This is a genomic window from Flavobacterium sp. 90, from assembly GCF_004339525.1.
Lineage (GTDB): Bacteria > Bacteroidota > Bacteroidia > Flavobacteriales > Flavobacteriaceae > Flavobacterium.
In genome coordinates this window covers 4,911,510-4,935,184 of record NZ_SMGE01000001.1, presented here as the reverse complement: position 1 = coordinate 4,935,184, position 23,675 = coordinate 4,911,510, and the positions used below count along the sequence as shown (strand labels likewise).

Genomic DNA, 23,675 nt, shown 5'->3' with positions numbered 1-23,675 from the left:
CGTAAAAATACCACAATGAGTACAGAAAAAATATACTCCGTAATCGGAATCGGAATTGGTCCTTTTAATCTTGGACTTGCCGCTCTTATAGAACCTGTTGAAGAATTATCGGCACTGTTTTTTGATCAGTCAGAAAGTTTTGACTGGCATCCGGGACTTATGCTGAATAATGCAACACTTCAGGTTCCGTTTTTGGGAGATTTGGTCACAATGGCAGATCCTACAAATAAATATAGCTTTCTAAATTACATCAAAGAAAGCGGACGTATCTACAAATTTTATATCCGAGAAAATTTCTTCATTTACAGACGAGAATACAACGAATATTGCAAATGGGTCGCAAATCAATTACCAAATTGCAAGTTTTCTCATAAAGTAGTTTCAATTGATTACGTTGATAATCTTTATAAAATAATGGTTATCAATACGCAAACTTGCATAACAACAACTTATTATGCCAATAAAATTGTTTTAGGAACCGGAACTTCTCCACATGTTCCGGACTTTATAGATCAGGAAGTTTTGCCAAATGTAATTCACGCATCTAGATATCTGGATTTTAAATCACGCATTAACAAAAATGCATCTGTGACTATTATTGGTTCAGGACAAAGTGCGGCCGAAGTATTCCGTGATCTTTTGCCTGAAACTGAAAATGGTTTACAGCTAAAATGGTTTACACGTTCGTCTCACTTTTTCCCTTTGGATAATAAATCAAAACTAACGCTTGAATTGACTTCTCCTGAATATGTAGATCATTTTCATAGTCTTTCTGATGAAAAACGAAAACAGCTTCTGGCGAGACAACACGGACTTTACAAAGGAATCGATCAGGAATTAATCAACGAAATTTTCGATAGTTTGTACGAAATGAGTTTAGAAGATAAACCTCTAAATGTAGAATTACGTTCGAATATGCGTCTGACTTCCGTTAACGAAGAAAGAGACGGATCTTATAATCTTGATTTCGTTCACACAGAATTAGACCAACCTTTTGAAGATCAAACAGATTATGTAATTCTCGCAACTGGATATAAATACAAAGAACCTGGAATTCTTACAGGAATCGAAAGCAAAATCCAACGTTTAGAAAATGGTTTATTCAATGTAAATCGCAATTATACAATTGACAAAAACGGTACAGATATTTTTGTTCAAAATGCTGAATTACACACACACGGACTTTCTACTCCGGATTTAGGAATGGGCGCTTACAGAAATTCATGGATTATAAATCAGCTTGCGAATCGTGAAGTTTATAAAGTCGAAAAACGAATTGCATTTCAACAATTTGGCGTACAAAAAAACACGCAGGAATTGTCTGAAGCCAATGTTTTGGAATTAATAAACGAGTAACTAACTGTGTATAATTGATAAAAATATTTAACACATAGTCCCGACGCTCAATGTCATTAAGTTAAGCTTTTTAGAAAATAAAATTAATCTCGCAAAGGCGCTAAGACGCAAAGTTTAAACACAAATGACAAACCCTTTGCGATTTTGCGCCTTTGCGAGAGATTTATTCGGCATGACATTGCCCAACGGTTCGGGATCGGGACCAGCTATGTGTAAAGAAATGAGTTTCTTTTAATATCCTTTTTTCACACATAAAATATATGTCTCTATCTGTTAAAATTAATACGCAAACGAATTAAATAAATAAGAAAAAATAATCAGGATGATAACCCCAGAAAACACATTCAAAGACGCACAGCATCTCAACTCAGCGACTTGGGATAAAGTAAATCGAAACCTACTCGCCAAAAGTATCGCAGAATTAATGCGTGAAGATGTTGCGAAACCACAAATAGTTAGCCGCGAAGAAAATGGTTTGACACATTTTATATTAGAAACCGATAAAGAGAATATTTATTACAGTTTTTCGGCTTATCCAAGGTTTCTGAATTACTGGCATATTGTCAAAGAAAGTATTCATAAAATCGAAAATGAAGTAAAACTGGATCAAATTGATGTTCCGAATTTCTTTATTGAACTTCAGGAAACTTTCGGGATCAATTCTTTCACACTTGCTCATTATATCGAAGAATTGCTGCATACTTTATATGCCGATGCTTTTATTCATTCGAGACGTCGTTTGTCGGCTGCAAAGTTGGCTGATGCCGATTTTCAAACCATCGAACACAGTCTCGACGGTCATCCGTGGGTAATTGTAAACAAAGGCCGAATAGGTTTTGATTCCGAAGATTACGAAAATTACACGCCTGAATCCGGTCAAAAAACACGATTGGTTTGGATTGCTGCTCATAAAAACAGAGCAACTTTGCGCCTCCAAACCGATATGAACGATCAGAGTTTCTATGAAAATGAAATTGGTTCTGAAAAAATAGAAACCTTTAGAAACAAACTAATTCAGACGAAAGTAAATCCGGACGATTACATTTTTATTCCCATCCATTTATGGCAATGGCAAAATAAATTAGTCATGCAATTTGCCAATGATATTGCGTCTAAACATCTTATTCCGTTAGAATTAACCGAAGATATTTATAGTCCGCAACAAAGCATTCGTACTTTTTTTAACCAAAGCAAACCCAACAAACATTACGTAAAAACGTCAATGTCGATCTTAAATACAAGTCACATTCGAGGTTTATGTCCAAGACAATTATCGATTGCGCCACGTTTGACAGGTTATTTGAAAGATATTCTTAAGAAAGATCAGCATTTGCAAAAAATGGATGTTGTGCTTTTGGGCGAAATGGTTTCGGTTAGTTACACACATCCAAATTACAGTAAAGTTGCAAATACGCCGTATCAATACAACGAATATTTGGGTGCAATGTGGCGAGAAAGTCCAATCAATTATCTAAAACACGGCGAAAATTTAATGACAATGGCAGCCTTGCTTTATGTCGACGATCATGGTAAAAGTCTTGTCGAGGAATTGATTGAAAAATCAGGACTTTCGACAGAACAATGGCTAAAAGCGTATATGACGGCATATCTAAAACCTGTGCTTCAAATCTATTATCAACATTCTTTATGCATCGATCCGCATGGACAAAATGTGATTCTTATTCTAAAAGATTACGTTCCAACGCGAATTGCTTTGCAAGATTTTGTGGGTGATATTTTAATTAATGAAAAAGGAAAGAAAAAACTTCCGCAGGAATTTATCGAGAATATGTTTGTCGCTTCTCCAAATCCCGAAAATGCGCCATTAACGATACTTATTGCCGTTTTTGATGCTTTTTTCAGATATCTGAGCGATGTATTAATTACGTCAGCAAACTATTCTGAAACTTCTTTCTGGAATTGTGTTCACGAAATTATTTTAGAATATCAGCAAGAACATCCGGAGCTTCAGGACATGTTCGACAAATACAATTTATTCATTCCGGAGTTTAAACGTCTAATTTTCAATAGCCGACGTTTGTATAATGGTTATGAAGAAACGGTTGGTTTTCCACACATGAAAAAAAGCGGTTTTATTCCAAATCCGTTGCATCAATTGATCCATCAGGAAGTATTAATCGAAAAAGAAAACGCATGAAAGAAGCTATTTTAAAAACACGTTCTTTCTTTAGTCTTTTAAGGCGTTCTCTTGCCGGAAGCGAAAGCAATTTCACATCAGGAAGTATCAACAAAACCATTATTTTATTGTCTGTGCCAATGGTTGCAGAACTTTTGATGGAATCTTTATTCGTTTGTTCAAACTTATTCTTTGTGAGTAGATTAGGTACAAATGCTATTTCTATTGCTGGCGCAACAACCACTTTTATTACGTTTTGTTATTCGGTTTCGATAGGTTTAGGAATCGCAGCATCGGCAATGATTTCACGAAGAATTGGCGAGAAAAAATTCAAAGCTGCCGGACAAACTGCGATGCAGGTAATTTATGTCACAACACCAATTGCAGCACTTATAAGCGTTGTTTGTACGATTTGGGCAACCGATATTATGAGCGCAATGGGACTTTCTGCCGAAATGGTTCAGGAAGGAACTTCGTACGGAATCGTGATGTTTGCGTCAAGCGGATTTTTGATTCTGCGTATCGTAATCAACGGAATCTTTCGTGGCGCGGGCGATGCTTCTACGGCGATGAGAATACTTTGGGTGTCAAATGCAATCAATATTATTCTATGTCCAATTTTCATTTTCGGATGGGGACCAATTCCCGCTTACGGTCTATTAGGCGTAGGATTAGCGACATTAATTGCCCGAGTTATTGGCGTACTTTATCAGGCTTGGTATTTAATAAGAGGCAAAACAGTCATGAAAATCGGTTTGGCACAAATGGTCTTTAATCTGGCTATTTTCAAAAGAATAGGAAAACTGGCTTTTGGCGGAACAGTTCAATTTATAATTCCTGCTTCAAGTTGGGTATTTATGATTAAGATTATGTCGCATTTTGGACCTAATGCATTGGCGGGATACATTCTGGCACAAAGAGTAACTTCGATTGCGACAATGCCAGCCTGGGGATTAGGAAATGCAGCCGGAATATTAACCGGACAAAATCTTGGCGCAAAACAACCCGATCGAGCCGAAAAATCAGTTTGGAGAGCCGGAATGCTAAATATGGGATTCTTGGTTTTAATTGGAATTTCGTGGATTTTCCTCGCTGTTCCCGTGGTCAAAATCTTCACAGATATTCCCGAAGTGATTTCCTTTAGTACAAGATATATCCATTTTATTTCGATGGCATATATACTTCTGGGATATACAATGGTTATTTCAAGAGCTTTAAATGCTGCAGGCGAAGTCAAAGTCGTAACCTGGCTTTATATTTTAATGTTTTATATCGTTCAGATTCCGCTGGCGTATGCTTTAGGAATTTCTTTTGAACTGGGATCAAATGGTGTTTTTACAGCCATTCTTTTGTCTGAAATTGTATTGGCGGTTGCCTGTATAATTGTCTTTCGAAAAGGAAAATGGAAACATACTAAGGTTTAAAATTTTGTTTCACGCAGATTTTGCAGATTAAGCAGATTTAACTGAGTAGTATAAGGATTTTGGTCTGTTTTTGTCATTCCGAGGAACGAGGAATCTCCGCAAGTAGCTCGACAATTTAAGAAAAGTACTGTGCGTTAGTTTCTTGTGGGGATTCCTCCTCTGTCGGAATGACAATAATTCCGCTAAATCTTTTTAAAATCTGCGTAAAAAAAATCAACACATAAAAATATCAATTTAATTTTAATACTATAAAATGAGTACAATAGAACAATTACACGGAGTATTTGCAAGAGCTTTTGAAATTCCTGTTGAAGCAGTAAACGACCAATTAGAATATCAGGCTATTGCCGAATGGGATTCTATGAGTCATTTAGTTTTGGTAGAAGAACTCGAAAGCACTTATAATATCTCTATCGAAATGGAAGATATTCTGGAAATGGGAAGTGTAGCAAAAATAAAAGATATCCTTAAAAAATACGGATTCGAAATTAATTAGAACAACGCGTTATACTTTTTTAGTACATAGTTCCGAGGCTAATTGTCAATAAATTAAGCTTTTTTTTGACGATTATACCTGAGAAATTTTCTCGCAAAGTCGCCAAGTCGCCAAGTTTGAATAATTACTTTGCGGCTTTGCGACTTTGCGAGAGATTCATTGGACTTCGAAACTATGTATTAAATCATTTTTCAATAATTACAACTAACCGATTAAAATAGACCTAAACTTATGGAACTATACGATTTAATCCGAAAAAACGAAAAACTGATCTTTACAGATTCGAGTACAGGAATTTCAAAGTCGATTGCAGATATGCATCAGTCTCTTGAAATTGAAAACCTGCGTTCTGTCGTTTTTATATACAATGATAATCAGTTGCCGGCAATAGAAACATTGCTGAATTTTTATCAAAGCAGATACACAATTGCCTTATTAGGAATGGGATTATTAGAGGATTTTAAGGAGAATTTAGAACAAAAATATACTCCATATTATATCTACGATCCTACGCGAACAGAAATCGAAGGTTATGTTGCAGTAAATGCATCAGAAAGTATTGTATTGTTTAAACGAAATGTGAATTTAATTTATCCGATACATGCCAAAACCAAACTTCTGCTAAGTACTTCCGGAACTACAGGTTCGCCAAAGTTCGTAAGACTTTCTGATGAAAATCTGGTTCAGAATGCAAAATCAATTATGGAATATATGCCAATCCGAACTGATGATGTAGTGCCATTAAATGTGCCTATAAATTTTGTGTACGGATTATCTATTTTCACTACAAATTGCATGAAAGCAAGTCAAATTGTATGTACGGATAAAGATGCTTTTCAGAAAGAATTTTGGGCGGATTTCAAAAAATACGGCTATTCTACTTTAGGCGGAGTTCCTTATTTTTATGAGATGTTGTACAGCATTGGCTTTTTCAAAAAAGATCATCCTTCTCTTAGATATCTTACGCATACTGGCGGAATGTTAAACCATAAACTGATCGAAGCAATTTCAGATTTTAGTGAGAAATTCGGTAAACAATTCTTTGCGCAATACGGTCAAACCGAAGCTTGCGGAAGAATGGCGTACTTGCCTCCAAAAGATTTATTACGAAAAGGAACTTCGATTGGTTTACCAGTCAAAAACGGTCGTTTCGAAATCGACAATGAAACCGACGAACTGATCTATATTGGTCCAAATGTATTTGGCGGTTATGCCAATATCAGATCAGATCTTCAGTTTTTTGAGCAACAGGAAAAACTTCATACCGGAGACAAAGCCAGAAAAGACGACGAAGGTTACTATTATATTGTAGGCCGAATAAAACGAATTGTAAAATTATTTGGCGTACGCCTCAATCTTGATGAAACAGAGCTTCTGCTGAAAGATGCTTTGGGCGGACAAACTTTTATTTGCTTAGGAATAAACGATAAACATTTGGCCGTAATGTACACAGACAAAAATTTAAACAAAGAGTTGATTCTAAAAGTCTTAAAAGCAAAACTGAATCTTCATGCTAATTCTTTAAAAGTAATGCCTATCGAAGATGTGCCACTTACGCCAAACGGAAAAGTGAATTATCCGCTGCTTAAGGAATGGCTTGAAATGGAGAGTTTAGTTTAGTATCCAGTCTCTGTTTTCAGTTTTCTTGTTAGTCCGAATGTAATTTTTTTTAAGTTAATGAAAATGTTTTTAATGCTTATCTAATGGATTTCTCGCAAAGACGCTAAGTCGCAAAAGAATTACAAAAACTTGGCGACTTTGCGACTTTGCGAGATTTTTTTTAGAGACTTTTTTAAAATAAAAAAAGGTTCCTGACAAAAAATCGCCAGAAACCTCTCAAATAAAAAAAAACAAAAAATATTATATTCAAGTTTACAGTCGCAGTTTTCAGTATTCAGTCGCAGTTTACAGTATGCGCATTTCAAACTGAATACTGAGACTGAGACTGAATACTGAAACTAGAGACTAGAAACTATAACCAAGAGCCAGATTAAATCTTGTACCATTTCCTCTTGTATAGTTGGCATTTGTACCATAAAACTGAGCCGTTGTAGTATAATAATCGGTGTTGAATATGTTTTCAATTCCAAGTTTTACTCTGATACTGTCTGTAACTTTGTAGGCTGTAGCCAAATTCCATAAATTGAAAGAATGAATTGGACCTTCGCCAATTGCATAAGCACCTTTAGCATTTGGCTGAAAAAGATCACGATCACCAACCAACATCCAATACAATTCTACGTTTAATCTTTCATCACCATATTTTGCATAACCCGTTACTTTTACAGGAGGAATTCTGTTTGATTTTAGGTAAATATCTGTAGGTCCGTAAAAATGTCCATCAGAATCTTTATCGCCTCTTCCTTGCACATAAGCGTAGTTTCCTCCTACTGTCAATTGCTTCAGAATTTGATAATCTGCCTGAACTTCGTAACCCCAAACTCTTTCCGGTAAACGTTCTGCAACTAAATAACCATCAACCTGAACCAGATTTGTTCCTAGTTTTGAAGTACTGAAATAATAAGCGGCACTTAAATTAAATTTCCCAAGCTGACTACTAAAACCTCCTTCGTAATTGTTTACGATAATAGGTTTTGTCTGTAGTTTTGAGATTGCATCTTCTTTGGCATTTGTAAGCACTCGGCCAAGATCGAATACAGAAAAAGATTGAGAAAAACTCACAAAAGGATTGAAGAATCTAAACTTCGAATATCTCACCCCGGTATTAAATACAAAAGCATCATAAGTAAGATCACCGCCTTTAACAGCAATACTTCCCGCGCCATTTGCTCCTGTTGCAAGCGTGTTGTAATCGTCGATATTAATCTTGATATTTTCTGCACGTAAACCAGCTTTTACATTAAAATCACCAAAAATCTGTGTCGATAATTGCGCATATGGAGCAAGATTGACCATGTTTATATTTGGAACCCAAACTCGCCCGTCAACAAGTTTTTGATTTGTTTTATCATTCAATAAATCAAGACCATACGTTACATCTCCTGTGAAATTTGAAGAAATTGTAAATGGCGTATTCAGATAAACTCTAACACCTTTTTTGGCAGAAGCAGTTTGAGATTGTCCACTTCCGTAGAAGAATGTCGAATTAGAAAATATCGTTAAAAAGTCCTGAAAATAAAGATTTGCCGTAAACGAAGTATTCCCGAAAAGCTGTTTGTTTACATATTGAAGATTTGCATTGTGATTGTAACGCGTTCCTTCATCAACTCCCGGTCTGTTGCCCAAAATACCAATCGCCGGACTTACGCCATAAACACCATTTTTAAGGATAAAATCAGAATCCTGATTCGAACTGAAATAATTGTACATCACCTCAATTCGCTGTTTGTCTGTTAAATCATATCCAAGTTTCGTAAAGATATTATAGGTTTTGGTTTCCCCTAATCCGTATTCCGGAGAAATAACCTGTCCTTCGCCATCACGAAAAACGCCTGTTTTATCGTAAGTCCCGGAAACCATATAATTGAATTTATTAAGTCGACCGTAAAACTGTTGGTTAAATCTATATCCTAAAGTACTGTCTCCTTTAATGTTTCCGTTCGTTCCTGCTTCACTATATCCGGCAAATTTCTTTTGAGTTTTACCCGATTTTGTAATATAATTGATCAAACCTCCATCGGCACCATTTCCGTAAATTGCAGTTGCACCTTTGATTACTTCAATGCGTTCGATTACCGAAGGATCGATAGAACGTATTTCTCTTCCTGCTGATTTTAATGGCGTAGATTGCGGAATTCCATCAATAAGAACCAACGGATTTCTTCCGCGAAGTGTTTGTCCGTAGTTACCTGTATTATTCGTTGCCGATCCTAAACCCGGAACTGCATACGCCACAACATTTGCAATATTAGGACTAACAATCGATAAATCTTCGATATCCTTGGCATTAATTACCGTTACAGAAGAAGGTGTTTTTGATAATGTTTCTACTTTTCTGCTTGCCGAAACGATGATTTCATCCAGTTGATCGCCATTATTGTCTGAAGCTTCGTCAAGTTTTCCCGTAAACTTCAATTGAAGATTTACAGTTTCGGTTTCATTATTGGTTACATAAATATTCTTTTCAATCGTTTCATAACCTGGCAAAGAAGCCTGTAGAGTATAAGTATTTGCAATAACTTTATTGAATGTAAAACTACCGTCACTTTTAGCAGTGGTTCTATATTTTGAACTTATAATGATAATTGTAGCTCCTGAAGCCGATTTTCCGTCAGAAGTTGTTATTTGTCCTTTGATCTTTCCGCTATTTTGTTGTGCAAAAGATGAAATGACCGAAAATAGAAAGCTAATAATAAGTAAAAACTTTGATGTTCTTAAACTAAGATATTTCATTGATTTTAAGTTTTGGTTAGGTATTTTGCTTTTATTTAGAATGAATAAAAACAATGCAAAAGTAGAAATTAATCATTGTTTAACAAGTAATATTTTGATTTATTCCCTATAAATATGATTAAGACACTTTCTTTTGTACAGAAAACCAGCGGTTTTGTTGGCTTTTCGAGCTTTAATAAATGTAATCCGAAATTCTTCTGAATAACCATATATGCAGAAACCAACAATAACTTTAACAAGTAAATTATTCGTTTAAGAACTTCTTTTCTTCATTCTAATATTAAAATTCTGAATGTTTTATTTTGAATTAAAAAAAGAGCATTTTTTCTAATGATATTGTATGGATTAAGTCTAAATAAGTATAAATTTGCGCCAGAACTTTAAAAGTTCTCCCCTGTTTATTAATACAATCAATCACCCAAATCTAATTGACGGGTTCAGGAAAACAGCATTTATGAAGAAAGGATTTAAAAAAAATATTGGTCTATTGCATTTATGGCTTGGACTTGGTTCTGGATTAATTGTTTTTATAGCTGCCTTAACGGGAAGTATTTTGGTTTTCGAAAAAGAAATTGACAAAGCCATAAATCCTGAATATTACAATGTTACTACGATTGGAACGACTAAAAAAACAATCGATTATTGTGTGGATATGCTTCAAAAGGAGCATTCGATAAAAAAGATTACTCGTATTTATACTTTTAGTGATCCTTCGCGAACTATTCAAATTTTAGGAAAGGATTCGGATAAAAAAGCCCAGTTTTTTTCTATCGATCCTTATACGGGGAAAATCCTGGCGCAAACTCCGCAAGAAAGCAGATTTTTTGTTTTTGTTTTATCCCTACACAGAGAATTATTATTGGGCGAAACAGGTTCAATTATTATGGGAACTTCCTGTTTGATCTTTGCTTTTATGCTTATTTCCGGTATGATTTTGTGGTGGCCTAAAAAAATCAAAAATCTGAAACAAAGACTTACGGTAAAATGGAGCGCTTCTTTTAAAAGAGTAAATTGGGATTTCCACTCTACTTTTGGTTTCTACAGCTTTTTAATTCTGTTAATTATTTCTTTAACCGGATTATCATTTGCGTTTACATGGTTTCAAAATGGTGTTTATTTCTTAACTGAAGGAAATGCGAAAAAGCCTTCGGCAAAAGTAGAAAACCCAACTAAAATTGATCCTAAACTCAACAATACTGCGTTCTATCAAAACATCTATAATAAAGCCGACAGCATTTTTCCGTACACGGGAAACATACAAATCAGAATGCCGGCTGACACGATAAATAGTATTGTAGTATTAAAAGAATATTCAGAAATAACGATTCCAAATCAATCCAGTGCCGCTTATTTTGATAAATATACCACGGAACAAATTGAAGCGAGACCTTATGACAAATTTTCAACGGGAGACAAAATTAGACGTTTAAACTACCCTATTCATACGGGAAGTATTTATGGTCTTCCTACCAAAATAATTGCATTTATAGTTTGTCTTTTTGCTGCGACATTGCCAATTACTGGGCTTATAATCTGGTTGGGAAGAAAGAAAAAAGGAGCGAAAAAATAATTTAAACACATAGAAACATAGCTATTAAGAACTAAAAAAAGAGGCGTTTCACTTTTATTGAATTCATCCCGACGCTTCGGGACTATCTATGTGCAAGAAACAAGTTTCTTTTTAATCTTCTTATGGATAAAGAAAAACTATGTTTCTATGTGTTAGATATTTTTGTCATTAACAATTGGATTTTATCAAATAGAACAAAGCAATAATTAAAGAAAAAAGGATTTAAAGCCTTATTATTAAAGCTTTAAATCCTTTTTTCTATATTATTTCAGCGTTACTTAAGCAGGAATAAGATTTGTTGCGATACCAATTCTATTCCAGGCATTAATTGTAATAATAGCCAAAATTACCTGAGCCAGATATTTTTCATCCAAAACTTTAGCCGCGGCTTCATACGTTTCATCTTTTACATGATTGCTAATCAAAGTAATTTCTTCAGTTAAAGCTAATATTGCTCTTTCTTCGTCTGTAAAAAACGGTGTTTCGCGCCATGCATTCAAAGCATAAATACGTTGTTCTGTTTCACCCGCTTTACGAGCATCTTTGGTGTGCATATTGATACAAAAAGCACAACCATTTATTTGTGATGCTCTAATTTTAATCAATTCTTTATGCGTTCTTGTCAATGATGTGCTTTCAATGAATTTTTCAAGTCCCAGAATAGCGCTGTATCCTGCTGGTTCTACTTTGTCAATGTGAATTCTTGTTTGCATTTTTATAAATTTTTATATTATTAATCCTTTCTTTTAAAACTAAAATATTGTTTATTAATATTTTACAATACAAATCTACAACAGTAATCTGGATGTAAAATATGCCAATTTTCAAATAAATACCAGCCCAGATAACAAATGAATCTCTCTTTTAAAAATGTAAACCTTATAAAAGCTTTTCTACTTTTCTTTTTTAATTTTAGTTTTAATATCAATACATAATGATGCAAATTCAACGATATTTGTATTACGTGATTAAAGAATAATTCAAAGAGTTGATTTATAAAATTGACTTATTCAAGTTTAAATTATGATCTATAATATGAATGAAAATCTAATAAACCGTTATCAGATTAATTTTGTCAACTCAACGGAACAATTAAATAATTATCAAACGAAAATAACCAAGCAACCCAATACTAAAAATAACTATCTCAATTTATTTTTATACGAATGGTCAAATCCTCAGGAAATCAACGAGAATTTATTGCCTGATATAGAAACTGCTCTTTTAGATAGAAACTATCAAGAAAGTAACTCAAGTGAAAATGTAAGCATTATGATTTATCATAATAGAGTTGAACTTTATGATGATACTAAAATTGTTTATGAACTTCCTACAGAAGACTTCAAAGAAATAGTTATTGGTTGGCGTGATTTTTTATTAACTCCGCCATTAAATGGTACTAAAGTTTATCAAGACAATCAAGTTGAAAGATCTGAAAATCGACAAGAAATAAATTCTACAGAATCTAGTACAGTATTTGAAACGACTGAAAGCGAAATTTCAGACATTGAATTAAAAACCTACTCTAAACAAAATAAATTTGTATTTATATTGTCGCTGGTTTTATTTATAACATCTTTTCTTTTTTTCTTCATAATTGTACCTTCGTTAGATGTTGCGAGAATAATAATTCCTGTTTCTATTGTAGGATCTATTATGATAAGTTTATCTGGCTTTTATTGCTTGTTATATTATAAAAGTTGGAAGAAGGATTTTATAGAAAAAGTCGGAAAGCCAAAGTTAAACATAGAGACCTTTGTTCTTATTTGTAGCTTGCCAACCGCTTTGTTTTATTTCATAATTTCATGGAATTTCCTGGAAGGTCCCGGTCATAATCTATACAAATTAGGAATAACTCTTAAAGTATTAAAGTTTCTAAATCCTTAAAAAATGACTTCAAACATAAAATACAAAGATTTTGATGGTAATTATATTCCGGAGCAAAAAGTATCAGATTTAAAATTCTACTCAAAAGAATTTTTCAATAATGATGAATTGAAATTAGTTGAAGATTATGGTCCCAAAGGAAGAACTAATGAAATTATTTTACGAGGAGGAGAATATTACTTATCTGCCGATGAAGATTTGCAAACAATTGTTAATCAACATAAATCTACTGGTAATTATTGGAGCTTTTTCTATAATAAACAACAAAATAGTTTAGGAGATACTTGTTGGGAATATCATTTTTACAAAAAAGGAGAACTAAACAGAAGCGGAATCAAAGTTTTCAATACTGATAATCTGTTAATTGCGTCATGTACAATAGATTTAGAAACCAGTGAAATAGACAATAAACGCAAATACTTTTATGGAGATCCAAATATTTATAAAAGGCCAGAATATGAAAGTCATTTTTTAAGTGTTTCTTATCATAGAAATAATGATGTAAGCGACATATATATTTATGACGATGATTATCAGAGCGCAGATGAATTTTTAGCTTCTTTTGATTCTAAATATTTCGATTGGGCATTACATCCTTATTTTCATAGTTTTATGCCCATTATGCAACAAGATTAATTGTCTAATTCTTCCTGTTTTTATCTTTCATTAGAAAATCCTGAAATATATTGCTCTGAATTGTTTATTCCTGATAAAATTTTTCTTCGATTAATATCTTAAAAGATTTCACGGCTAATTGTATATATTTACCATTTAAACCGAAGTTTTTATTATGGAAGATTTTTTAATTGGTATTGGAAAAAGATTAAAAGAAATTAGAAAGAAAAATTCGCTAACTATTCATGAAGTTGCCAACATGGCTGGCGTTAGTAATGGTTTGATTTCCAGAATCGAAAACGGAAGAACAATTCCTTCTCTGCCTGTTTTAATCGAATTGATACAATCTCTGAATACTGATGTAAGTTACTTTTTTGAAGGCGTTGAAAATACCAAAAATGCCAAATACATTCATATTAAAAAAGAAGATTACCAAAAAATAGAAAAAGAAGACAAAGCCGAAACTACCGGTTTTAATTACTATCATATCTTTAGTAAAAGCATAAATTCTATAGGTTTTGAAGCCGTAATTCTTGACGTTGAACCCAATTGTAAACGCGAAAAAGTAATTACAGATGCCTGGGAATTTAAATATATCATAAAAGGAAGCGTAACGTATCTTATTGACGACGTTGAAGTTATCGTAAACGAAGGCGATTCGTTATGTTTCAACGGAAGACATCCGCACGTACCTGAAAACAGAACTACAGAAAATTGTGTAATGCTGGTACTTTACTTTTACTCTGAAAGTAATAGTTAGTCTGCATAACTCTAAAATTTAACCGCGTATTTTTACCGCGTATTTTTACCGCAAAGTCAGCAAAGGTTTTGCGCAAAGTTCGCAAAGCTTTGTGTTGATCTAGCTTTGCGAACTTTGCGTTTACTAACCACAATCCGAAACAAAAAAACTTTGCGTTCTTTGCGGTTAAAAGCCGCAAAGGTTTACGCAAAGTTCGCAAAGCTTTGTGTTGATCTAGCTTTGCGAACTTTGCGTTTACTAACCACAATCCGAAACAAAAAAACTTTGCGTCTTTGCGGTAAAAAAACACGATAAAATTTAACGCTTAAACAAGTAAAAGGCTACCTCCAAAATAGAGATAACCTTTTAAAAACAAAAAACACAAACTGTTTTAATTTCCTGCCGGAAGCCAAGAGCGTCCATCCAGCGACCAAGCCGAATTGATTGGCACTCCAAACCATGACAACGAAGAATATGCGATATCTACCATTTTAGGAACTACTCCAGTTGCAGTTCCGCATTTTAAAGTAGCTGTACTTGTAGTCCATGTTGGCGTATTTGGAAAAGCAAGATTAATATGTTGCGAGCTGGAATCTGTAAAACTATTTCCTAAACCGTTATCGCCTTTCCAATATCCAATAAGATTTGCATAATCAGGATGAGAACTTGTCACAGACGCACACGTATAATTAAGAATTGAAGCTTCAGACAAAGCCTTATTCCAAACGCGAACCTCGGCAATATTTCCGTTTACGTTTGCACCGTATGTCAAAGTTCCGTCTTGTCCAACTGCAAAAGGCAAACCAGAAGTCAAACTTCCAAAAGTGCTAACAATTGCTGCTTGTCCCACAAAAGCGCCATCTTGATACGTTTTTACCAATTTTGCCGTGCGATCAACAACCATTGTCAAATGATGCCATTTTCCATCGTTGATTGAACCTCCTGAAATATCAACGCGATTTTGAGTATCTCCAATATTTACTTTCCAGGTTCCGCCAGTATTAGCACAAATCACAAATCCGCGGTTTTTGCCACTTACCCAATTTTTGTTTGAAACTAATGAAGGATCACTTGAATAACCGGAAGTTTTTACTCTGCACTCAACTGTAAAACTTGAATTTCCTAAATTGTATAAAGCATTATTTGTTGAAGCATAAATACTATTCGAATTAAAATTTGCGAATTTACCTGTGATTGATGTCGTAGGATCAACCGGTTTTTCGATTTTAGTCGATGTGAAATTCTTATTATTGAAGATTGTAAAAATATTTCTTTCCTCATAAGATGTTCCTCCGTGCGATCCTGTCGAACCTGTAACGATTCCGCCATGATCCGGCGCTACAATTACCAACCAATCTTCATTGGCATAATTTGGTCTGTTTTTTAATGCGGTTAAGATTTCACCAATATAACCGTCTGTAGTTTCGATTGCAGCTTTGTATTGAGACACATTAAGCGAAAATCCATAACTGTGACCCGCGTGATCTACATCATCAAAATGCAGAAATAAAGCGTCTGGATTGTCGTTTGTTAATGCCGTTACAACTTCATTTTTAACAGCTAAATCTGTAGTTAAAGTTTTTTCTACATCAATTCCGTCAACGATATAAGTGTTTATTGGCGCCCAATGCACGATTGACATTGTATTTAAAGCAGCGTTATAGGTTTCAAGACGTTTTAAAAAACTTGGATAAGTTCCAAAATTTGGACTTGAAAATGAATTGTCTGTAACGCCATGTTTCAAATGAGTTACTCCGCTAAGCATTGTCGACCAGCCGTTTCCGCTCCAGGTTGGCGCTTCGGTCAAAGCATCTAAACTATATACTGAGTTTGGCAATAAAGCATGAACATTTGGTGTGTTTGCGCCCATTAATGCATCTCCGCGACAGCCATCGATTCCTATAATAAGCAGCTTTTTAGTACCGCCGCTTAAAGCTGATTTGCCTGTTTTTAAAATAGTCTTTGCATTTACTGAACTTTCATCACTCGTAAGCATTGGTTCATTAGTACAGGAAGTCACTAAAAGTGCACTTGCAAGAATTGTAATGTAACTTAATCTAAAAATCTTTTTCATTGGGTTGAATTGTTTTAATGGGTTACTATTGATTTACTTGTAAAACTATTTCCTGCAGGGATTTTTATTTTAACTAATTAGTTTATTATTGTTTAGATTAAAATGTTTGCCACGAATTGCGCTAATTTTCACTAATTAATTCGTGTTGATTCGTGAAATTTGTGGCAAAAAAATTAATTCATAATGCTGTACAACGAAGCAAGAGAATCCAAGATGTAATCCGGTTTTGCTTCTTCGAGTTGTGATCTTGTTTGTGCTCCGGATAAAACACCAATTGTGATTCCGCATTTAGCATTTTTGCCTTCTTCGATGTCAATTGCCGAATCTCCTGCTTTCAGTACTTTTGAAGCGTCTTTGATTTCGAATAATTGCATTGCTTTGTGTATCATATCCGGAAACGGACGTCCTAATTCTACATCGTCAGCTGTGATTAAGGCATCGAACTGATGGTCTTTTTTCCAGTTTAATTTCTCTAATAATGTATTCGCAACATGACTGCTATATCCTGTATTTAAAACTACTTTTACGCCGTCTTTTTTAAGATTTTCAAGTACATTTTCAACTCCTTCGATAGGTAAAACTTTAGCCGTAAGATATTCCTGGTCTAATGTTTCTTTAAAATATTCAAATATCTCCTCCGATTTATTGGTGTCAGTTATATTGATATGTTTTAAAATATCTTTTATCGCCTGATGTTTTTCTTTTCCTGCTCCTAACGAAAGCACCAATTCAAGAGAAACATCAATTCCGAATTTATTGATGGATTTATGTAGTGATTTATAGACTATATTTTGTTCATTTATTGTTGTTCCGGCCATGTCAAAAACAACCATTTCAATTTCATTAATTTTCATTTTGTGTGTATTTGTGTTTTTTCACCATTAAGAAATTAAGTTATATTAAAAAGCTGAGCTTAACTTTTCTTAATCTCTTAATGGTTCAAATATTATTTTTAATTTTGAAAATCTGTGTCTATATTTTTCACGCAGATTTTGCAGATTTTTTCTCTAGCCTTTAAGTTTTTTCTCTCGCAGATTTGGCAGATTGCTTCGCCTGTTCGCTATCGCTCGGGTGAGCAGATTTTTTTTAATCATTTTAATCTGTGGCTAAAAAAACTATGCGTTAAAAATTTTATCGATGTTATGTTTTGCAAATCCTGCGCTTCCGGTCATTCCCTTTCCTCCTATTCCGGTTATGATGTGAATATTTTCGCCAATTGTATGTTCAAAAATATCTTTGGTTTTACATTGCGAATACATTCCGAACCATCTGTTTTGGATTTCGTAAGTTGGTAAGTCAATTATCTTTTTGGCTTCTTCAATCATAAAATTATCGATGTCCATATTCAAATCAAATCCCAGAGAATCTATATCTTTTGCAGCAGCATATTCGTGCGAATCTCCCAGAATTACAGATCCGTCCAAAGCTTGTTTGAATAAAATATGAACGCCATATTTTTTCTCAAAACTATCCGGATTTTCTTTTGCTTTGATTGCTGCGTAAGATTTACATTCTTCAAAAGATTCGTATCTTCTAATCGTTAATCCTGTTAAAATAGAACCGTCTAATTTGTAATTATGCTGCGGTTTTGTTTGCAACATCTGAAGTTTAGAAACTACCAAATCGCTATTGTTATAAATTTCAGGATACAGTATTTTGAAATCGCTTCCGTTACAAATAATAATTTTTGAAGCTTTGTATTCTAATCCTGCTGAAGTGGTTGCAATTACTTCATTATTTATGTTTTCGGTATTCAAAACCGTGGTATTCATATGTAAATCAAGACCTAAATTTGCGGTCATATATTGATGCAGTTTATGAATCATTGTTGCAGGTTCAACGGTTACTTCTTGCGGAAAAAATAATCCTCCTGTACAATAATCAGAACGTAATCCGGCGTATTTTGCCAGACATTGCTCTTTTGTCAGCAAATTTGATTCGTAATCATTTGCTATATTTATTTGATGCAACTCTTCTATTAGCTGCATTTCTTCTTCGTTTGAAGCTAAATATACCGTTCCGTTTTGACGAAGATTAATATCAAATTGTAACTGAATATCTTTGTAAATATTTAAACTTTCTTTTCCGAAGTTCTGCCACTTTCTGTCCATTCCGGAAGGTACAACCTGACCAAAATTTCTAACTGTCGCGCCTTCGGGTTTGCTGTTTTTTTCAAGAATGGCAACTGACATTCCTTTTAGTAAAGCGTGATAGGCATGAAATGTACCTAAAACGCCTGAACCAACGATTATTAAATCATGTTTCTCTTTCATGTGTTTGTGTTTGTGTAATTTGTTTTTTATGACAATCCTCAAAGAGTACCGAATTTGTTTTTTTGCCACCAATTTCTCGAATTTTCTCTAATTTTTATTTTGAAAATGTTTAAAAACCAGCCAAAAATTGCACAGATTTATGTAAATTATTAATCTATACAGTCAAAATAATTCGGGGTAATTTGAGAAATTGCTTCGCCTGTTCGCTATCGCTCGGGTCGTGGCAAACTTTTTTATATTATCTTAGTTTGGTATTCGTCACGGATAGCTATATTTATTTTTCATTTTATTCTATTATTTCCCTTTATTTCAAGTGTATAAAGGTGTTGTACTAATTTTTGATGTTTTCTTGAATTTCCTTTTAAAATAATTAAACGACATTATAGTTGTTATTATCCCAACAAAGGATAACAGATAAATACAAGTGGTAAAAAAGCTTAATAAGGAAATGTTTTTGTCTCCGAAATTCTTGAAAAACAAAACCAAAACGCTTCCTAAATAGCCAAAAGCATCAGCTATATAAATTAAAAATCCTGTGTTTCCGTCTATTTTATAAGTGGCGATCATTCGGTCAAAAAACAAACCATTAAACGGAATATAACAAACGTACATTCCAAAACCAGAGATCATCATCCACGGAAGTGGCGCCATTAAATGCTTTTGAAACAAAAATGTTGTTGCTCCAATAAGCAATGAACCTAAAAACAATACTAAATGATAGTTTTTGAAGGCTTTGTAATTGTTTTTCATGCTTCCTAAAAATCCTAAAATAACAAGAACTGAAATCGCAATAGGAACTTCTGAATACATATAAATCGAAATGCTTTCTTTATACCCTAATGTATCCCATAATTCTCTGGCAAAATTATCCCTGAATTCTCTCATTGCGGTAAGCATTGCGTAGAATATAATTATTACCGTTAACGGAAATGCAAATTGTTGAAATAATGACGCGCGTTCTTTTTTGCTGAGTGGTTTTCGTTTTGATTTTAAAGCTAAATCTTCGCTATCCGGATTTGGGATTTTCTCCAAAAACAATGAAAATACGATTAACGGAATTATAAATAATAAACCCGATACAAAAGGCATCCAAAACTCATTGCATCCCAAAACCGTCAAGACAAATACTCCAACGGATTTTGCTGCTCCGGAAGAAACTATAAAACTCGAACAAAGAATAACGCCTAATAATTCGGTAGTTTTTCTTCCTTCGATATAAGAGAAAACAATTCCCCAGATCATTCCCAAAGGCAATCCGTTTATGAATAAAAACAGAATATTGTATGGCGCGGGAACTAATGCAAATCCTAATAAAGCCAACTCAGAAATCGCTATAAAACTGATTAAATACAAAGTCCTTTTTGCTGATTTTAATTCGGATATAATCTTGATTCCTAAAAATTTTGAAAGTGTATATCCTAAAACCTGAGCCAGAATCAACAAGATCTTATAGTCAATTCCCCAAAAAGACATATGGTCAAATGTCGCTACAGTAAAGGGTTTACGGAACGCATACATACAAAAATAAGTACCAAATGCCGCGATGGATGTTTTTAATATAAACCTGAAATTAGATGCTTTTTTAGACATTAGTTCTTGAGATTTAGCGTAATAGTTGTGTGGTTGTAAAGTTTAAATGTGTGTTTCTCTATAGTTTTTAGAAACTCGCTGGATGGGGTTGGTTCAAAAAAAATAAACTGTAAAAATAAAACCTGCCAACATCCAACGAGTTAACTTATAGTTGTCTATAAATTATATTTTAAACCAAGATTGAATTTTGCACCATAATATTCTACCTGTTTTGGTCGGTTTGGTGTTTCTCCAAAATGATACATTAATGGCTCATTCAAAACGTTATTTACATCACTGAAAATTGTAAAATGCGTTCCTACTTTATAAGAAGCTGAGAAATCAAGTGAATTATATTTACCGTAATAAATGTCATTCATATCTGTATTCTTGGCATTTGCATCAAAACTTATAGCGTATGCACCTTTATGGTTGAATGCTGCTCTCACGTTAAGTTTGCCTGTTTCGTAGAACAATTGCAGGTTGTATAATTCTTTTGCCTGATACGGAGTTGACACTTTTCTTCCGTTTGGATTATTTGTGTTTTCCCCTAAAGTCATTTCAGAATTCATGAAAGTTGCATTGATCTGAGTTCCAAAATATTTCAGGAATCCTGGCAAGAAGCTAAATCTTTTTGTGATTCCAAATTCAACTCCGCCAATCCATGCGTTACCACCATTTGTAGGCGAACTGATTTCGATATTCGGAATTCCGTTTATTGTACCTTGATAAGTGTCGTCAAAAATTGGATCTGTAATTGATTTATAGAAAACTCCGGCGTTGATTACACCAACTTCATCCAGGAAATATTCTCCCAATAAATCAAAATTCCAGGAATAAGTAGGATTCAAATTTGGATTTCCTCCCGCATATTCGCCATCAATTGTGTTCAAAGATCCCGCTGGAGAAATGTCACCAAAGTTTGGTCTTGCAAATGTTCTTGTTGTCGCAAAACGAAGGTTTAAATTCTCAATTGGCGTATATTTAACGTGTAACATTGGTAAAACTGATGTATATGTTTTTGTGTTTTCGGCATCAACAACCACGTTATTTTCTACTGTTTTACCCGTAACTTGTGTGATTGTATTGGTAACTCTAACTCCTCCTAAAACGGTCCATTTATCAGATATTGAATACGTTGCCATTGCATAACCTGAAGATGTAGTTTCGCCAACATTAAAGTTTCTTCCTAATCCTTTTCCTAATTCAGGAATTTGAGAATCTGTTGGGTTTAGAACCAAACTTCCTTGCGCCGAATTATATAAATTGTTCATTCCGTTTCCAGATAAAACAGGTCCAAAAGTGTTTCCTATATTAGTTCCTGTTTCACGTCTCATATAATCTGTTCCACCCGGCTGATTAATCAAATCTGAACCATAATTTGACAAAAATGGTGTTGGAGATCCTGTCCAATTGTAATATTCGTCTCTAAAAGTGGCGATACGATCTTTGTCAGTTAATTTCGCACCAAACTTCATTTTCAGACTTTCGTTAAAATTGTGCTCGTAGTTTACCGCAGCAATAATATTGTCTCTTTCTACAATGCTGATTTTATACAATTCCAAAGTAGAAAACTTCATCTTTGTTGGATCTGTTTTAAAATTTGGATCTGAATAAAAATCAAATATCGATTTTGGATTATTCGGATCAAGCTTTCCGCCATCAGCAGCCCAATATGCTCTTGGTCCGCCAGCTCCGCCAGATGCAACAGGAACAGTGTTTAAATATTCAGGTTTAACGCCAACTCCTGTTTGATTAAATTGAATTAAAAAATAACTGTTGTCTTCTGCATTTGGAATATTTCCGTATTTGAATCTGTTTCTGTAGGAAGCCAGACTCCAGTCTAAAGTTCCGTTTGCCAATTGATGTTTCCCACCTAAATCAAGACCAAGAAATTGCGTCATCAATTCGTTGTGAATATCTTGTTGTTCAACCGTTAAAGCATTTGTAGTGCTGTTGAATTTGTCAAATCTGATTCTGTGTTTGTAATGTGTTTCAGTATCAGAAAGTCCTCCGTAAGTTGCTTTCAGGAAAATTTTATCTCTAGATGAAGGATTAAATTCCATCGCTGCATTTAAACCCGTCGTTTTTCTAATCCCTGTGTAATCTCTTAATTCTAATCTGTAAACTCCCTGATCTCCGTTTCTTCTGGCTTCATAATTGTCTGTTGCCCAGTTTCTGTCCCAATAAGTTCCATTAATAATGTAACCAAACTTTCCGTTTTTACTTTTGTCACCAATAGTTAGTGATCCACTATAAATTCCTTTATCCGATTTTTGATTGTATCCGCTAAAAATACTTGCTTTGATAGTTCTTTTTGTTGGCGCTGTTTGTGTCGTAAAATTCACGCTTCCGCCAATTGCATCGCCATCCATATCTGGCGTAAGTGCTTTTGTAGCTTCAACATAAGCAATAAGATCAGACGGGAAAAAGTCAAATGCAGTAGCTCTCGAAGTGGTTTCTTCTTCGGCAGTTGGAATTCTGTTACCGTTGATTGTTGTTGAAGACCAAAATGGCGGCAAACCTCTCACTGAAACGAAACGTCCCTCACCCTGATCTCTTTCGATAGAAACTCCAGGCATACGCTGAACCGTTTCGGCAGCATTACGATCCGGAAGCTTTCCTATTCCGTCAGCCGCAATTACATTTACAATGCTCATTGATTTCTTTTGCATGTTCAGCGCTCTTGCTTCACTATTTCTTTGGCTCATTCCGCTTACAACTACTTCGCTTAATTCTTTTGAATTGGTTTCTAAACGAATTATTCCTAAACTAACACGTTGATTGTCTTTTACTTCTACTTTTATATTTTTTGTTTCATATCCTATATAGGCGATTTGTAATTCTAAACTACCAGATCTAACATCCTGAATCGTAAAATAACCGCTGAAATCAGTTGTTGCTTTTTGATTGTTAGATAAAATAATAGTTGCTCCCGGCAAAGGAGATTGTGAGTCGGTAACAGTTCCGCTTATGGTTGCTTTTTGCGCCGTCACGTTCTGCGCAAAAAGTGCAACCGAAAAAATAAAAATTGCCTTGTAAATTGTTTTCATGGTTAATTTGTTTACAAATATTAAATTTATTGAAGCAAATAAACAATGATTTTTATAAATAGTAAATAAATGAAAATTATGTAATTGTTAAAGAAAAGCAAATTTAAGCACCTCGATTGTTAAGGATTT

16 protein-coding genes are annotated in these 23,675 nt (G+C 34.1%); 9 read left to right on the top strand and 7 right to left on the bottom strand.

Going from position 1 to position 23,675, the window contains the following annotated elements:
• The first annotated feature begins 15 nt into the window (after positions 1-15).
• The 5 genes from C8C83_RS20035 (at position 16) to C8C83_RS20015 (ending at position 7,033) form a co-directional block, all read left to right on the top strand.
• The gene (locus tag C8C83_RS20035) at positions 16-1,356 is read left to right on the top strand and encodes a SidA/IucD/PvdA family monooxygenase (RefSeq protein WP_121330342.1); all 1,341 of its coding nucleotides are present in this window, start codon (positions 16-18) and stop codon (positions 1,354-1,356) included.
• Positions 1,357-1,678: 322 nt separating this feature from the next.
• The gene (locus C8C83_RS20030; protein ID WP_121330341.1) at positions 1,679-3,514 is read left to right on the top strand and encodes an IucA/IucC family protein; all 1,836 of its coding nucleotides are present in this window, start codon (positions 1,679-1,681) and stop codon (positions 3,512-3,514) included.
• Complete coding sequence (locus C8C83_RS20025; RefSeq protein ID WP_121330340.1) at positions 3,511-4,917, top strand: MATE family efflux transporter; 1,407 nt, start codon at positions 3,511-3,513, stop codon at positions 4,915-4,917. The genes C8C83_RS20030 and C8C83_RS20025 overlap by 4 nt, the downstream gene beginning before the upstream one ends.
• 253 nt (positions 4,918-5,170) lie before the next feature.
• Positions 5,171-5,413, top strand: coding sequence for an acyl carrier protein (locus tag C8C83_RS20020; RefSeq protein ID WP_099708126.1), 243 nt, complete (start codon positions 5,171-5,173; stop codon positions 5,411-5,413).
• A 231-nt stretch (positions 5,414-5,644) separates the two neighbouring features.
• The gene (locus C8C83_RS20015; RefSeq protein ID WP_121330339.1) at positions 5,645-7,033 is read left to right on the top strand and encodes an AMP-binding protein; all 1,389 of its coding nucleotides are present in this window, start codon (positions 5,645-5,647) and stop codon (positions 7,031-7,033) included.
• A 345-nt stretch (positions 7,034-7,378) separates the two neighbouring features.
• Here C8C83_RS20015 and C8C83_RS20010 read toward each other — a convergent pair whose 3' ends face one another.
• The gene (locus C8C83_RS20010) at positions 7,379-9,766 is read right to left on the bottom strand and encodes a TonB-dependent receptor (protein ID WP_121330338.1); all 2,388 of its coding nucleotides are present in this window, start codon (positions 9,764-9,766) and stop codon (positions 7,379-7,381) included.
• A 454-nt stretch (positions 9,767-10,220) separates the two neighbouring features.
• Between C8C83_RS20010 and C8C83_RS20005 the strand changes: the two genes are divergently transcribed.
• Entirely contained in the window at positions 10,221-11,336 is a 1,116-nt protein-coding gene (locus C8C83_RS20005) for a PepSY-associated TM helix domain-containing protein (protein WP_132011870.1), read from the top strand.
• A 278-nt stretch (positions 11,337-11,614) separates the two neighbouring features.
• On the opposite strand, the gene C8C83_RS20000 is transcribed toward C8C83_RS20005, so the two are convergent.
• Complete coding sequence (locus C8C83_RS20000; protein WP_121330337.1) at positions 11,615-12,049, bottom strand: carboxymuconolactone decarboxylase family protein; 435 nt, start codon at positions 12,047-12,049, stop codon at positions 11,615-11,617.
• 322 nt (positions 12,050-12,371) lie between these two features.
• Between C8C83_RS20000 and C8C83_RS19995 the strand changes: the two genes are divergently transcribed.
• From C8C83_RS19995 to C8C83_RS19985, 3 genes are all read left to right on the top strand, one after another.
• The gene (locus tag C8C83_RS19995) at positions 12,372-13,223 is read left to right on the top strand and encodes a hypothetical protein (RefSeq protein WP_132011869.1); all 852 of its coding nucleotides are present in this window, start codon (positions 12,372-12,374) and stop codon (positions 13,221-13,223) included.
• A gap of 3 nt (positions 13,224-13,226) precedes the next feature.
• A complete protein-coding gene (locus C8C83_RS19990; protein ID WP_121330335.1) occupies positions 13,227-13,859 on the top strand; it encodes a hypothetical protein in 633 nt (210 codons plus the stop codon).
• A gap of 154 nt (positions 13,860-14,013) precedes the next feature.
• Positions 14,014-14,598 (top strand): XRE family transcriptional regulator, encoded by a 585-nt coding sequence (locus tag C8C83_RS19985; RefSeq protein ID WP_121330334.1) that lies wholly within the window; start codon positions 14,014-14,016, stop codon positions 14,596-14,598.
• A gap of 370 nt (positions 14,599-14,968) precedes the next feature.
• Here C8C83_RS19985 and C8C83_RS19980 read toward each other — a convergent pair whose 3' ends face one another.
• The 5 genes from C8C83_RS19980 to C8C83_RS19960 form a co-directional block, all read right to left on the bottom strand.
• Positions 14,969-16,651 carry a DUF4983 domain-containing protein gene (locus C8C83_RS19980; protein ID WP_121330333.1) on the bottom strand — a complete coding sequence of 561 codons (1,683 nt, stop codon included), beginning with the start codon at positions 16,649-16,651 and terminating at the stop codon, positions 14,969-14,971.
• A 173-nt stretch (positions 16,652-16,824) separates the two neighbouring features.
• The gene (locus C8C83_RS19975; RefSeq protein ID WP_121330332.1) at positions 16,825-17,505 is read right to left on the bottom strand and encodes a phosphonatase-like hydrolase; all 681 of its coding nucleotides are present in this window, start codon (positions 17,503-17,505) and stop codon (positions 16,825-16,827) included.
• Positions 17,506-17,766: 261 nt separating this feature from the next.
• Positions 17,767-18,924: a TIGR03364 family FAD-dependent oxidoreductase gene (locus C8C83_RS19970; RefSeq protein WP_121330331.1), complete on the bottom strand. Its 1,158-nt coding sequence runs from the start codon at positions 18,922-18,924 to the stop codon at positions 17,767-17,769.
• Positions 18,925-19,233: 309 nt separating this feature from the next.
• Entirely contained in the window at positions 19,234-20,514 is a 1,281-nt protein-coding gene (locus C8C83_RS19965; RefSeq protein ID WP_165877250.1) for a DUF5690 family protein, read from the bottom strand.
• 155 nt (positions 20,515-20,669) lie between these two features.
• Positions 20,670-23,546: a TonB-dependent receptor gene (locus C8C83_RS19960; protein WP_121330329.1), complete on the bottom strand. Its 2,877-nt coding sequence runs from the start codon at positions 23,544-23,546 to the stop codon at positions 20,670-20,672.
• Positions 23,547-23,675 lie beyond the last annotated feature (129 nt).